16 protein-coding genes are annotated in these 12,718 nt (G+C 66.2%); 2 read left to right on the top strand and 14 right to left on the bottom strand.

Annotation, left to right across the window (positions count from 1 at the left end; all coding sequences use genetic code 11):
* Positions 1 to 4: 4 nt before the first annotated feature.
* From NV382_RS14130 to flgB, 14 genes are all read right to left on the bottom strand, one after another.
* Entirely contained in the window at positions 5 to 469 is a 465-nt protein-coding gene (locus tag NV382_RS14130; RefSeq protein ID WP_260597366.1) for a DUF3429 domain-containing protein, read from the bottom strand.
* 36 nt (positions 470 to 505) lie between these two features.
* Positions 506 to 1,411, bottom strand: a complete 906-nt coding sequence (locus NV382_RS14125) for a flagellar motor protein MotB (RefSeq protein WP_260597365.1) — start codon at positions 1,409 to 1,411, stop codon at positions 506 to 508.
* 1 nt (position 1,412) lies between these two features.
* Complete coding sequence (gene motA / locus NV382_RS14120; protein ID WP_260597364.1) at positions 1,413 to 2,276, bottom strand: flagellar motor stator protein MotA; 864 nt, start codon at positions 2,274 to 2,276, stop codon at positions 1,413 to 1,415.
* Positions 2,277 to 2,374: 98 nt separating this feature from the next.
* The gene (locus NV382_RS14115; RefSeq protein ID WP_260597363.1) at positions 2,375 to 3,286 is read right to left on the bottom strand and encodes a flagellin N-terminal helical domain-containing protein; all 912 of its coding nucleotides are present in this window, start codon (positions 3,284 to 3,286) and stop codon (positions 2,375 to 2,377) included.
* Between the two features lie 6 nt (positions 3,287 to 3,292).
* Positions 3,293 to 4,636: a flagellar hook-associated protein FlgK gene (flgK, locus tag NV382_RS14110; RefSeq protein ID WP_260597362.1), complete on the bottom strand. Its 1,344-nt coding sequence runs from the start codon at positions 4,634 to 4,636 to the stop codon at positions 3,293 to 3,295.
* A complete protein-coding gene (locus NV382_RS14105; protein WP_260597361.1) occupies positions 4,633 to 4,986 on the bottom strand; it encodes a rod-binding protein in 354 nt (117 codons plus the stop codon). Before NV382_RS14105 ends, flgK begins: the two co-directional genes overlap by 4 nt.
* Positions 4,983 to 6,065 carry a flagellar basal body P-ring protein FlgI gene (locus tag NV382_RS14100; protein ID WP_260600423.1) on the bottom strand — a complete coding sequence of 361 codons (1,083 nt, stop codon included), beginning with the start codon at positions 6,063 to 6,065 and terminating at the stop codon, positions 4,983 to 4,985. Before NV382_RS14100 ends, NV382_RS14105 begins: the two co-directional genes overlap by 4 nt.
* 110 nt (positions 6,066 to 6,175) lie before the next feature.
* On the bottom strand, positions 6,176 to 6,853 hold the full coding sequence (locus NV382_RS14095) for a flagellar basal body L-ring protein FlgH (RefSeq protein ID WP_260597360.1): 678 nt from the start codon (positions 6,851 to 6,853) through the stop codon (positions 6,176 to 6,178).
* A gap of 11 nt (positions 6,854 to 6,864) precedes the next feature.
* Positions 6,865 to 7,653: a flagellar basal-body rod protein FlgG gene (gene flgG, locus NV382_RS14090; RefSeq protein WP_260597359.1), complete on the bottom strand. Its 789-nt coding sequence runs from the start codon at positions 7,651 to 7,653 to the stop codon at positions 6,865 to 6,867.
* Between the two features lie 25 nt (positions 7,654 to 7,678).
* Positions 7,679 to 8,422 (bottom strand): flagellar basal-body rod protein FlgF, encoded by a 744-nt coding sequence (flgF, locus tag NV382_RS14085; protein ID WP_260597358.1) that lies wholly within the window; start codon positions 8,420 to 8,422, stop codon positions 7,679 to 7,681.
* Between the two features lie 26 nt (positions 8,423 to 8,448).
* Positions 8,449 to 9,720: a flagellar hook protein FlgE gene (locus tag NV382_RS14080; RefSeq protein ID WP_260597357.1), complete on the bottom strand. Its 1,272-nt coding sequence runs from the start codon at positions 9,718 to 9,720 to the stop codon at positions 8,449 to 8,451.
* 25 nt (positions 9,721 to 9,745) lie between these two features.
* Positions 9,746 to 10,423: a flagellar hook assembly protein FlgD gene (locus NV382_RS14075; RefSeq protein ID WP_260597356.1), complete on the bottom strand. Its 678-nt coding sequence runs from the start codon at positions 10,421 to 10,423 to the stop codon at positions 9,746 to 9,748.
* Position 10,424: 1 nt separating this feature from the next.
* Positions 10,425 to 10,832, bottom strand: coding sequence for a flagellar basal body rod protein FlgC (gene flgC, locus NV382_RS14070; RefSeq protein WP_260597355.1), 408 nt, complete (start codon positions 10,830 to 10,832; stop codon positions 10,425 to 10,427).
* Position 10,833: 1 nt separating this feature from the next.
* Positions 10,834 to 11,127, bottom strand: coding sequence for a flagellar basal body rod protein FlgB (gene flgB / locus NV382_RS14065; RefSeq protein ID WP_260600422.1), 294 nt, complete (start codon positions 11,125 to 11,127; stop codon positions 10,834 to 10,836).
* Positions 11,128 to 11,544: 417 nt separating this feature from the next.
* Between flgB and NV382_RS14060 the strand changes: the two genes are divergently transcribed.
* Positions 11,545 to 12,207 (top strand): motility protein A, encoded by a 663-nt coding sequence (locus NV382_RS14060; RefSeq protein ID WP_260597354.1) that lies wholly within the window; start codon positions 11,545 to 11,547, stop codon positions 12,205 to 12,207.
* Positions 12,204 to 12,713: a flagellar motor protein MotB gene (locus NV382_RS14055; protein WP_260597353.1), complete on the top strand. Its 510-nt coding sequence runs from the start codon at positions 12,204 to 12,206 to the stop codon at positions 12,711 to 12,713. The genes NV382_RS14060 and NV382_RS14055 overlap by 4 nt, the downstream gene beginning before the upstream one ends.
* Positions 12,714 to 12,718: the final 5 nt, after the last annotated feature.

Genomic DNA, 12,718 nt, shown 5'->3' with positions numbered 1-12,718 from the left:
ACGATCACAGATAGGCGATCGCCAGCGTCAGACCGCCGAGACCAAGCGAGAGCGGCAAGCGGAGGCTTAGCCACCAGGACGGCGCGATGCCGATCCGCCGCAACTGCCAATCGACGCCGAGCGAGGCGATCAGCGCCGCAGCCAGCATCACGAGCGAGGGTTGCGGCCAAGGTTCCCCGACCATCCAGGGATAGGCGCTGGCAAAGGCGATCAGCGAGGGCACGACGGCCGCGATCCAGAGCCAGCGTGGTGCCGTGCCGCTGGCGGCGGCTAGCCCCCACCATGTTCCCCCCAGAAAGCTGAGGATCAGCGCGGCATAGGCAAAGGCGCAGGCCAGAGCGACATAGCGCGCCTCCGGGTTGCCGCCAAGCAACGCGAACATCGCCAAAGCTTGCGGCAGCAGCCCGGCCAGCCCGAGGAAGCGAGGCCAGAGCGGCGGGAGCGATGGGAGTGCGGGCTGAGTTTGCATGGCCGGGTTAACCCACCACCCGCGCCGCGAGTTGCGTCAGTCGCCAAATCGTCCCGCGCGGTAGAGCAAGGTGATCGCGACGCGACGGTTGCGCGGATCGGACGGGTTGGAGATGATCATCGGCTCGCGATCCGCCACGCCCTCGATCCGCTCGAAGCGCTTTTCCGGGATGCCACCATAGAACAAACGGCGACGCGTCGCTTCCGAGCGGCTGGACGACAGGATCCAATTGTTCATCGCCAGCGGATCGTCATAGGCGAGGCTGTCGGTGTGACCACGGATCATGATCGGGTTGTCGGTGTCGCGGATCGATGCGGCGATCAAGCCGATCAGCCGGGATGCTTCCGGATCGAGCTGCGTTGTGCCAAGCGCGAACATAGAATAATCGGCATCGTCCAGCAGATCGATACGCATTCCATCACGCGTGCGGGTGAAGCGGACGTGATTAGCGAGCTTAGCCAGCTTCGGGTTAGCCGCCATCTGACTTTCCACCCGGCGCTTCATCTTCTCGAAGTTCTGTAGGTCCTCTGCGCCCAGCCTTGCTCTGTTCTTGAGTGATCCCTTCTGCCCGGTACCAACGTTACTGCCGCCGGTCGAATCGGCGGGGATGGTCATCGAACGGGTGCCGGTTTGGGCGGCTTTGTGGGGGTAATTATCCTTGTCAATGATCGAGGCGCCGCCGAACAGGCCGTTCGAGCCGGCGCTGTTCTGCTTGAGGTCGATCAGCGTGGGCGCGAAATAGTCGGCGAGCGCGCGGCGCTGCTTCTCGCTGGTGGCGCCGAGCAGCCACATGAGCAGGAAGAAAGCCATCATCGCGGTCACGAAATCGGCATAGGCGACCTTCCAGGCGCCGCCGTGATGGCCGCCCTGCGCTTCGACATAGACCTTCTTGTAGATGATCCTGAGCGGCTGGTTGCTGCCGTGCGGTGCCCGCGCCGCCATCTCAGCGGCCCCTGAGGCCGTCGAACACTTCGGCGAAATTGGGCTGGTTGCCAACCGCAATGCCCGAGCGCGCAGCCTCGATCACCAGCGGCTGCGGATGGCCATGCAGGGAGGCGATGATGATCTGTTTCACCACATGGTAGATCGCGGCATCGGCGGCGATCACCTGCTGCAGCCGATTGGCGAGCGGGGCGACGATACCGTAAGCGAGCAGCACCCCCAGGAACGTGCCGACCAGCGCCGAGCCGATCATCGCCCCCAGGATCGCCGGCGGCTTGTCGATCGCGCCCATCGTCTTGACCACGCCGAGCACCGCCGCGACGATGCCGAGCGCCGGCAGCGCATCGGCCAGGCTGACGAGCGTGGCGTGCGGATTTTCCACCTCGTGGTGGTGGGTCTTGATCATGTTGTCCATCACGTCCTCGACCGCATGCACGTCGAGCGTGCCCGACGAGACGACGACCAGGCGCAGCGTATCGGCGATCAGGTTGACCAGCGTGCGATCGGCCAGCAGGCGCGGATAATCGGCGAAGATCGCGCTCGACTGCGGATCCTCGACATGCGGCTCGAGCGCGATCGGCCCCTCGGTGCGGAGCATCTTCATCAGCTTCGACACCAGGAAGATCGTGTCGAGATAATCCTGCTTCTTGTATTTCGGCCCCTTGAAAGCCTTGGAGAGTCCGGAGCCCAGCGCCTTCAGTTCCTTGCCCGAATTGCCGATGATCAGCGCGCCGACCGCGGCGCCGCCGATGATCAGCATTTCGTGCGGAATCGCTTCCATCACCGGGCCCAGCGCGCCGCCGGTGATCGCGAACCCGCCGAAGATCATGACGAGCAGGACGACAAGGCCAATAATTGGAAGCATGCGCTGGTGAAATTCCCCTGTGGATGCGGACCCGCCGGGCCCCCACCCGTTACATGATGGCTAACGCGATTTCGTGGTGAAGCCGTTAACCGAGCGGCTCATCGCAGATAATCGAACAAAGAAAGCGCGCTCAGCTTGGAGAAGCTGGACTGGGTCGCCTGCAGCACGGTCATGGTCTTTTGAAGTTCGGTGATGGTGGCCATGATGTCGGTATCTTCAAGCCCGCTGCGATCGATCTCGCGCGCGAGCGCGACGTCGCTCAGCCGATCGCTTTCGAGATCGAGACGCGCTGCGCGCGCACCGACCGAGCCGCGTGCGCCCCCGACCTGCGCCAGCACCGATTTCAGGCTGTTGCCCGCATCCGCTGCGGCAGCGGTGGCGCCATCGTCCTTGATCAGCGCGGTGGCGAGTTTCGAGATGACCGCGAACATGTCACTGGGCCCCGAGGCCGTGGCAATGCCGCCGAACAGGCGCGCGGCACTGTCGGTCGCCTGGACGTCGATGCCGTCTCCGACCGGGATTGGCGACACTTCCCCCGCGCCGGTGAAAGCGACGCTGCCGTCGCTTGCCTGCACCACCGCATTGTCGCCCGTGGCAGCGCCGAACAAAGCCTCGCCACGCCCATCCTTGGCGTTGGCGAGCGCGACCAGATCCTGCACGATCACGGTCAATTGCTGGCCGATCACCTTGCGGTTCTCCGGGGACAGCGTGCCGTTGTTCGCCTGCGTCGCCAGCTCGGCGGCATGCTGCAACTGGCTTTCGATCGCGGCCAGCGTGGAATCGGATTGGGCGAGCAGCGACTTGGCCAGGGTGATATTGCTGCCATAGGTCGTGTCGTCGGCCGTGCTGCGCTTGATCAGCGAAAGGCTCTGGAAAGCGGCGACATCGTCCGACGCCGTGTTGACCTTTTTCGAGGTCGCGAGCTGCGTCTGCAACGTGTCGGCGCGCACCGACAATTGCTGCATCAGGCTGGTCGATCGATCGTAAAGCTGGCGGGTGCTGATCTGCATGGTGCGTTACCGGATCTCGAGGAGCGACTGGAGCGTCTCGCGCGCGACCTGGATGATCCGCGACGACGCCTGATAGGCTTGCTGGAAGCGCAGCAGATCGACCGCTTCGGTGTCCAGATTGACGCCGCTGACCGTATCGCGCGCGTTGACCGCCGTGTCGCGTATCGCGCTTTGCGCCTCGGCGACCGACTTGCGCGCGTTCAGGGCAGAAGCGTTTCCGGCAACCAGCGCGGTGACGGCTGCCTCCGCCTTGCCGGTGACGCGCACGGCATCGAAAGCGGCGATGTTGCCGTTGTTGCGCGATCCACCGCCGGTTGATGCTGCGGCAATGCCGCGCGGATCGGTGAGCGCCAAGGAGATGTCCGATGGCGATGCGCCGACCGCGAACATCTCCGATCCCGACTTGCCGTTGAGATCCTCGCCACCGCTTTGCACCGCATTGACGCCATCGACGAAGCCGGCGGCGATCGTGTTCAACTGATCGCGCGCGGCAACGAGACGCGCCGCACCTTCGGCCACGCCGGCAAGCACCCCGCCGCCCGGCGACAGGCTGGAGATCGTGTCCCCGCGCTGTACCGAGAAGGACACCGCACCCTCTGCGTTGCGCGCGTAGCTGACATGCCCCGCTTCGCTGCCCGCGACGAACACCGGGCCGGTGGCATTCCCGAGCCGCACGGTGGAACGGCCGGCGGCATCGGTGGTGACCGACACGTCGCTGATCGCGCTCATCTGTTCGAGCAGTTGATCGCGCTGGTCGAGCAATTGCGCCGCGCCGGCGGTGTTCGGCTGGGCGCGGCCCAGCGCATCGTTGATCTTGCCGAGCGACGCACCGAGCGCGTCGAGGCTGGCGGTAGCATCGGTCCCGGCGGCATCGAGTTCGATGGTGATGGCATCGAGCGCCTTGCCCGTGCCGGCAAAGGCGGTGGCAACGGCGGTGGCGGATTCAAGCAACGCCTGGCGCGGCGTGGTCGCCGATGGATCGGCGGCGATCGCCTTGGTCGCGTTGAAGAAGCTGGTCAGCCGCGTGCCGAGCTGCGTGCCGTTGAAGGTCGTCTCGATCCGGTCGAGCCAGCCGATCGCGGTTTCCGAGCGCGCGAGATCGGCCCCGGCAGCGCGCACGTCGGCACTGCGGAACTGGTCCGCGGCGCGGCTGACGCCCGACAACAGCACGCCGTTGCCCTCATCGATGCGCCGCGTGAACCCACCGGTGGCGGACGACAATTCGCTCAGCGTCGTCGCACGGCGCGCATAGCCGGCCGTGCCGGCATTGGCGATATTCTCCGACACGGTGGTCAGCGCGCTCTGATAGGCGCGGACGCCGCTGGCGCCGATGCCGAGCAGGTCGCTCACGAGGGCGTGCCTCCGGCATGTCCGGCGTCAGCCTCCGCCGCGGTTGCAGTCTGGGCTTGGGCCTTGGCCAGGAAATCGACCATCGCCTTGCCGATGCCGAGCGGCGCGGTATCGGCCATCGACTGCGCGACCTTCTGGTCCTGCATCTCGCGGAACGTGTCGAGGCCCTTGCTCTCGAACAGGTCGCTGGCGAGATGGGCTTGCCGCATCGATTTCATCATCATGCCGACGAACACCGCTTCGAACTGCTTGCCCGCTTTCTCGAGATTGGCGCGGCTGCCGAGACGGCTGGTATCGGTCGAAATGCCGGTGGTCGGCTGGACGGCCGAGATGACGGGAATGTCGCTCATAACACGATCAACTCCGCTTTCAGCGCGCCCGCTTCCTTCAGCGCCTCGAGAATGGCGACGAGATCGGCAGGCGACGCGCCGATGGCGTTGACGGCCTTGACGATATCGCTGAGCTTGGGGCCGGGCGAGATGAGGAACATCTGCCGTTTCTCTTCCTCCACCGCGACATTCGAGCGCTGCTCCAGCGCCGTCTGCCCCTGGCTGAAGGGGGCGGGCTGGCTGACGCGCTGCTGCTCGTCGATGCGCACGGTGAGCTTGCCGTGGGTGACCGCCGCCGTGCCGACTCGCACCGCGGAATTGATCACGACGGTGCCGGTACGCGCATTGACGATGACCTTGGCCGAAGGCTCGGCCGAGACGACGTCGAGATTCTCGATCGCGCTCATCAAGGTCGCGCGCACGTCGCCGCCCTGCGGCGCGCGCACCGACACCGAGACGGCGTCGATCGCCTGCGCGGTGCCGAAGCCGAAGCGCGCGTTGATCGCGCCGGCGACGTTCTGCGCGGTGGTGAAATCGGCACGTGCGAGGTTGAAGGTGAGTGCGGGCGACGTTTCAAAACCGGTCTGCACCGCGCGCTCGACCGTCGCACCTTCGGGGATGCGCCCGGTGCTGGGCACGTTGACGACGATGGTCGAGCCGTCCTTGCCCTCTGCGCCGAGCCCGCCGACGGCAAGGTTGCCTTGTGCCATGGCGTAGATCTGGCCGTCCGCGCCGAGCAGCGGCATGAGGATCAGGCTGCCGCCACGCAGCGACTTGGCCTTGCCCATCGAGGCGACGGTGATGTCGAGCCGCTGGCCGGGCTTGGCGAAGGCGGGCAGATCGGCGGTGACCAGCACGACGGCGGCGTTCTTGAGCCCCGGATTGGCAGAGGCGGGGAGTTGCAGGCCGAAGCGCGAGGCGACGGCCTTCAGCGACTGGACGGTATATTCGAGATTGTCGTCGCCGGTGCCGGGGAGGCCGACCACCACGCCGTAGCCGGTCAGCTGGTTGGAGCGGATGCCCTGGAAGCCGCCGAGATCTTTCACGCGGTCGGCGGCGGCGGGGGTGGCGATCAGGAGCGAGGTAAATGCGGCTATCATCCCTAGCACCGTTCGTCCTGAGCTTGTCGAAGGACGTGCCCGGAACACGCCCTTCGACAGGCTCAGGACGAACGGGTGGAGGGTGTCGAGCAAGCTGAAGGACATGCGCATCAGAACGGACTCACCACGGAGAAGAAGCGGCTGAGCCAGCCCTGGCGGCTGGCGCGGGCGACGTCGCCCTTGCCGGTATAGGCGATCTGCGCATCGGCGACGCGCGTGGAGGCCACGCGGTTGTTGGCGTCGATATCCGCCACGCGGATCAGCCCCTTGATCTGGACGAATTCGTCGCCGCGGTTGAGCGTCACGCGCTTCTGCCCCTGAACCAGCATCGTGCCGTTGGGAAAGACCTTCGCGACCGTGACGCTGACTTCGCCCGACAGCGTGTTGGACTGATCGGTCTGGCCGGTGCCGTTGAAGTTGCGCTTGCCGCTGACGCTCGCATCGCTCGGGTTGAACAGCGACAGCGGGCCGGAGCTTGGCGGGGTGATGCCGAAGCCGCCACCCGAATCGAGCTTCGAACTGGCCGATTTGGACGCCACCGTGCGTTCGACCAGCACGATGGTCAGCGGATCGCCGACGCGGTGCGCGCGCGATCCCTCGATCAGCGAGGCATAGCCGTCATTGACCTGGAAGATCGATCCGGTGGCAACCGCGGGCGCCGGCGGCGGGAGATCGATCGGCCGTGCAGCGGAGAAATCCTCAACCGCGCGCTTCTTGCCGAACAATCCGGCATCGGCGGGGCTGGCGACGACCGTGGCGGCGGCGAGCAGGAGCGGTAGCGTCTTCATGACATTAACCATCAGATATTCTGGTTAACATATTTGAGCATGTCGTCGGTCGCGGAGATCATTTTCGAGTTCACCTCATACGCGCGCTGCGTCTCGATCATGTCGACCAGTTCCTCGACGACGTTGACGTTCGATGCCTCGAGCATGCCCTGGCGAATGTTGCCGCGACCATCCAGGCCGGCGACGCCTAGGTTCGCCGCGCCGCTGGCGGCAGTCTCGGTGAGGTAATTGTCGCCCTGGGCGAGCAGGCCGGCGCTGTTGGGGAAATTGGCGATCTGGATCTGGCCGAACTCGCTCGGGTCGGTCTGGCCGGGTACGATCGCGCTGACCGTGCCATCGGTACCGACGGTGATCGTCGTCGTGCCTTCGGGCACGGTGATGCCGGGCATCACCTGATAGCCCTCCGACGTGACCAGCAGCCCTTCGGAGGAGCGCGAGAAATTGCCGGCGCGGGTGTAGCCGAGCGTGCCACCGGGCAGCTGGACCTGGAAATAGCCGTCGCCGTCGAGTGCCAGATCGAGCGAATTGCCGGTGGTCTGCATCGACCCTTGCGTATCGATGCGCGCCGTACCCTGGATGCGCACGCCGGTGCCGAGGTTCAGGCCAGTGGCGTATTTGGTTTCCGACGTGCTCGGCGCGCCGGGCGCCTGCACCGTCTGGTAGGCGAGCGTCTCGAATGCGGCGCGGTCGCGCTTGTAGCCCGTCGTGTTAACGTTTGCGAGGTTGTTCGAGATCACGCGCATCCGCATGTCCTGCGCGTCCAGCCCGGTGCGGGCGATGTGCATTGCGGCACTGCTCATGGTCGTTGCTCCCTAAACTCGTTGATCAGGACGGCAGGCGCATCAGGGATGCGCCGCTTTCGTCCATGGTCTTGGCCTCTTTGAGGAGGTTGGCCTGCACCTCGTACGAGCGCTGGTTCTCGATCATGTCGACCAGCGCCTGGGTCATGTTGACGTTGGATCCCTCCAGCGCGCCGCCGCTCACCTTGGCGTCCAGATCCTCCGGCAGCACGCCGCCGCCCTTGACGTGCAGCAGGTTGTCGAGCCCCTTGACGGTCTGCGTGCCGCGGGTGCTGACGAGCTTCAGCTTGTCGATCACCTGCGGGTTGGCGGCATCCCCGCCGACCGGCACGATGCTGATCGTGCCGTCGCCGGCGATCGTCAGCGATTGCGACGGCGGGATGGTGATGGGCCCCCCCGACCCCATCACCGGGAACCCGTCGCCGGTCTGCAACACGCCGCTGTCGGTGACCTGCAGGTCACCGCGGCGGGTATAGGCCTCTTGGCCGTCGGGCGCCTGCACGGTCAGCCAGGCATCGCCGGTGACCGCGACGTCGAGCGGTCGGCCGGTCTGCATCACGGTGCCGGAGCGGCGATCGGCGTCGATCACTTCCTCGGATGCCGGCGCGCGTGTGTCGAACCCGGAACCCTTCACGTCGAGCCGGTCGAACACCACACGGTCGGCGCGGAAGCCGATCGTCGAGGCGTTCGCCATGTTGTTGGCGATCGCGGCCTGCGACGCCATGTGCGCCTTCAGCCCCGAGGCCGCGGTGTAGACCAGCTTGTCCATTCAGGATGTCCCGACGATCGCGTGGATTACGAGCGGATGTTGAAGATGGTCTGCGAGATCTGGCTGGCGGTATCGAGCGCCTTGGCATTGGCCTGGAAATTGCGCTGCGCGGCTATCAGGCCGACCAGTTCCTCGGTGATGTCGACATTCGAGCGTTCGATCGTGCCCGACATCAGGTTGCCGAGGCCCTTTTCGCCCGCCGCTCCGCCGACCGGCTCGCCCGACACGCCGGTCGATGCCCAATAGGAATTGCCGAGCTGGCGCAGGCCCGAGGGATTGGAGAAGTTGGCCAGCGCCACCTTACCCAGCGCCTGCGTGTCGCCGTTCGAGAAGCTCGCCTTGACGATGCCGTCGGCGCCGACGGTGACGCCCTGCAGCAGCCCGACCGCCTTGCCGTCCTGCGTGCGCGAGGCGACGTTGAAGGGGGCCGCCAGCTGTGTCGTGGCGGTGCCGAAATCGAGCGTCAGCCGCTGCGTGGCCGTGGTACCGGCAGGCGTGAAATCGTCGAACGCGATCGGCGTCGCGGGTGCGGTGATCTTGCCCGTGGCATTGAAGGTGAGCGTCGCGCCGGCAGTGCCACCGCTAGTCAATTCCTCGTCGCCGACGAAGCTGTGCACGCTCCACGTGCTGACCGGCGGCGTGCCGGTCGGCAGCGTTTCGCGCTTGAAATATTGCGTCATGGTCAGCGGGTTGCCGGTACCGTCATAGATCGTCGTCTGCGCCGACTGGTTGTAGCTGGTGGGATCAAAACGGTCGAAGGTCGCCTTGGCCGGCACGCCCGCGCCGGCCGACAGGTTAACGGCCAGCTTGACGTTGCCGGTGGGCATCGCATTGCCCGATCGCTCGGGCAGCTTGAGCGAGATGGTCGAATCGAGCCCGGTGGCGGTCACCTCGCCCGACGCATCGACCGGATAGACCTGCAGCGAGGACCCCTGCGCATCGACGACGTTCTGCGTCTTTGGATCGACCGAAAAGCCGCCATTGCGCGTGAAGTTGACGGTCGCCGCATTCGCATCGGGCTTGACCACGAAGAAGCCGTCGCCGGACACCGCCAGATCGAGCGAACTGGTCGACTGCATGAAGCTGCCCTGGCCGAATTGCTGGCGGTTGGCGAGCAACAGCGTGCCCGAACCGACCATGTGCGTGGGGCTGAGGTTGACGCTGGAGGCGATCACATCGGCGAATTCGGTGCGGCTCTTCTTGAAGCCGTTGGTCGAGACGTTGGCGAGGTTGTGCGAGATGGTCGACATCTCGGTCTGTGCCGCCTGCAGGCCGCTCAAGCTGGTATAGAAGGACATGGGGATACTCCTGGCGAGAAAAGGTTCAGCCGACCTGGCGGACGGCGGTGACGGGAATGGTGCCGATGCCGGGCAGCGACAGCTGCGCGGGCCCGGTGGCGGGAATGGTGACGGAGGAGACCGGCGCCCAGACGAGCGTCCGGCTGGTGACCGCGACATTGTCCTTGCCGGCGATCGCGGTGACGGTGAACGGCCCCGGCCCGGCATCGGTGCCGGCGTCGGTCTTGCCGTCCCAATCGAACTCGACCGTTCCCTTGGCATGCGCGCCGAGCTGGACATTCTTCAGCACTGTGCCGTCGGCCGCGGAGATGGAGACGTTCAGCGACGTCGTATCGCCATCCAGCTCCACCGCACCGGCAATGCCGCCCGAGGCACGGCCAAAAGCGGTTGCCCCTTCGGTCAGGACGGTATGGCCGACATAAGCGAGCGCATCCGCGGTGCTGGTGCCGCCCAGCTTGTCGGCAATGCCCTTCAACGTCGTGCTCATCTCGGTGATGCCGGCGAGCGAGGAGAATTGCGCCATCTGTGCGACCATCTGCGTATTGTCGACGGGCGCGAACGGATCCTGGTTCTTGAGCTGCGCGGTCATCAGCTTGAGAAAATCGTTCTGCCCGAGCGACTGGCCGCCGGCCGCGGTGCTGACGGGCGGCGTCGTGGTGCGGTTGATGCCGAGATTGCTCAGCGTGGTATCGAATGCGCTCATCTTAGCGGCCCAGCTTGAGGGTATCGAGGATCAGCGACTTGGCGGTCTGCATCACCTCGACATTGTTTTGGTAGCCGCGCGCGGTCTCCATCATGTCGACCATCTCGCGCGTCTCATCGACCGCGGATTCCCAGACGTTGCCGTCCTTGTCGGCCATCGGGTGCGACGGATCGTAGCGCTTGGTGGCGCTCTCGCCCGCGGTCACGATGCTCTCGACGTTGACCGTGGCAAGGCCGGTGGCGCGATCGAATTCGGTGCGGAAGACAGGCTTCATCGTGCGGTAGGCGCCAGCCTCGCTGGAGGCGATGCCGCCGGCATTGGCGAGATTCGAGGCGGTCGTGTTCATGCGCACGAGCTGCGCCGACATCGCCTTGCCGGCGACCTGGAAGATGGTCAGCGGTCCCGACATCTCATTCCCCCTTCAAGGCGCGGGTGAGCGTGCCGATGCGCCCGTTCAGGAACGAGAGCGTCGTCTGATACTGCACGGCGTTCTCGGCAAAGGCGGTCTGTTCGGACGACAGCTCGACCGTATTGCCGTCGACCGACGGCGACATCGGGTTGCGATAGCGCAGGGCGCCATCCAGGTTGGTGGCGGAGAACCCCCCCGGACCCTCCGCCGCCTGGAGCGCGGCCTGGAAATCCAGATCCCGCGCCTTGAAACCGGGTGTGGCGGCGTTCGCGATGTTCGAGGCGAGCAGCCCCATGCGTTGGGAACGCACCTGCAATGCCGCGCCATGAACGCCGAAAAGTGTATTCTCTTCCACCGTGTCGGTCTCCGCACCCTGTTGTGCAACGGTGGAGTAGCAATGGGCGTGCCAGTTTGCGGATGGCGGGTGGGCGGAGGGTTTTTGTGCAGCTTGCGGCATGCGGCGCGGCAAGGGATTGCCGGGCGGGCGGCAGAACTTGCCGGATTGCCGCTGCCTGCGTCGTTGATCGTTACGCGCCTCATCGCCGGCAAGCAGATCCCCGGCGAAGGCCGGGGCCCAGTAGCGATATGAGCAGTGGTGATCCGTTGCGGCAGTTACTCTTTACGCCACTACTGGGCCCCGGCCTTCGCCGGGGAGCAAGATGTTCCAGTGATCGCCCGCCCCAACTGGCCCGCCGCTTGCAACACTACGCGCATGACACCCGCCCTCACCACGCTCGCCCCATTCCTCGACCCCACCGCCGCCGCGATCGTGTGCGGGGGAACCGCGATCGCGGTGGCGTTGCGAACGCCGTCGCGTGACCTGGCGAACGCGATCCGCGCGATCCGTGGGATAGGGTATGCGCAGTTCGATGCCGCGCCGTTGCTCGAACAGATTGCAACGCTGGCCAGGATCGCGCGGCGGCACGGCGTGATGGCGCTAGACCGTACGGTGATCGGCGATCCGGATGTCGCCGCTGCCGTGGCGGCGATCGTCGATGGCCAGGGGCCTGACGCGGTGGCGACGATCCTGCGGGAGAAGCGGCGCGACCGGATCGAGCGGCAACTGTCGGCGGTGGAAATCTGGTGCGGTGCGGCCGAGGTCGCGCCGGCGATGGGCATGGTCGGCACGCTGATCGGGCTGGTCGCGATGTTCGCGCGGATGACCGATGCGCAAGCAATCGGCGCGGCCATGGCGGTGGCGCTGCTCGCCACCTTATATGGCGCGATCCTGGCCAATCTGGTCGCCGCACCGATCGCCGCGCGGCTGAAGCGGCTGGCGCGGGTCGAAGCGGCGGAGCGGCTGCGGCTGGAAGCGCCCCTAGTGGCGCTGGCGGCGCGCGAGCAGCCGCGCGCCGCGCTGGTGCAGGCGGCATGACGCCGGACGACTTTCCCGAGGACATGCCGGCGCGCCCGGCCTGGCTGATGACGCTGGCCGATCTCGCCTTGCTGCTGGTCGGCTTCTTTGTGTTCGTGCAGGCGATCACGCTCGACCGACAGGCGCTGGCGCAAGGGATACGCGCCGGGTTCGGGGTGCGCGCCGCGATCGAGCCGGCAATGCCGGTGGCAGCGGCAGCGATGCTGAATTTCGCACCGGGATCTGCCACCCTGCCCTCGCCGTCAGCCGGCCTTGTCGCCTGGGCACGCGAGGCGACGCGCGACCCACGCGTGACGCTGACCATCACCGGTGGTGCGAATCGTTCGGCGCGCGATGTCGATCCCGGCACAACCAGCGGCACAATCCTCGCCATCGATCGCGCGCGCGCCGTCGCGGCAGCGCTCGCCCGGGCCGGGGCGATCCCGGCGGAGCGCATGACGATCGCCAGCGGCGGCAAAGGCCGCTCCGTCATCGTGACACTCGGTTTTGCCGGCGGACGGCAATGACCTGC

It is taken from the genome of Sphingomonas endolithica (genome assembly GCF_025231525.1).
GTDB classification, from domain to species: Bacteria; Pseudomonadota; Alphaproteobacteria; order Sphingomonadales; family Sphingomonadaceae; genus Sphingomonas; species Sphingomonas endolithica.
Note: the sequence above shows the minus strand (reverse complement) of the source record. Positions and strands in the feature narration are given on the sequence as shown.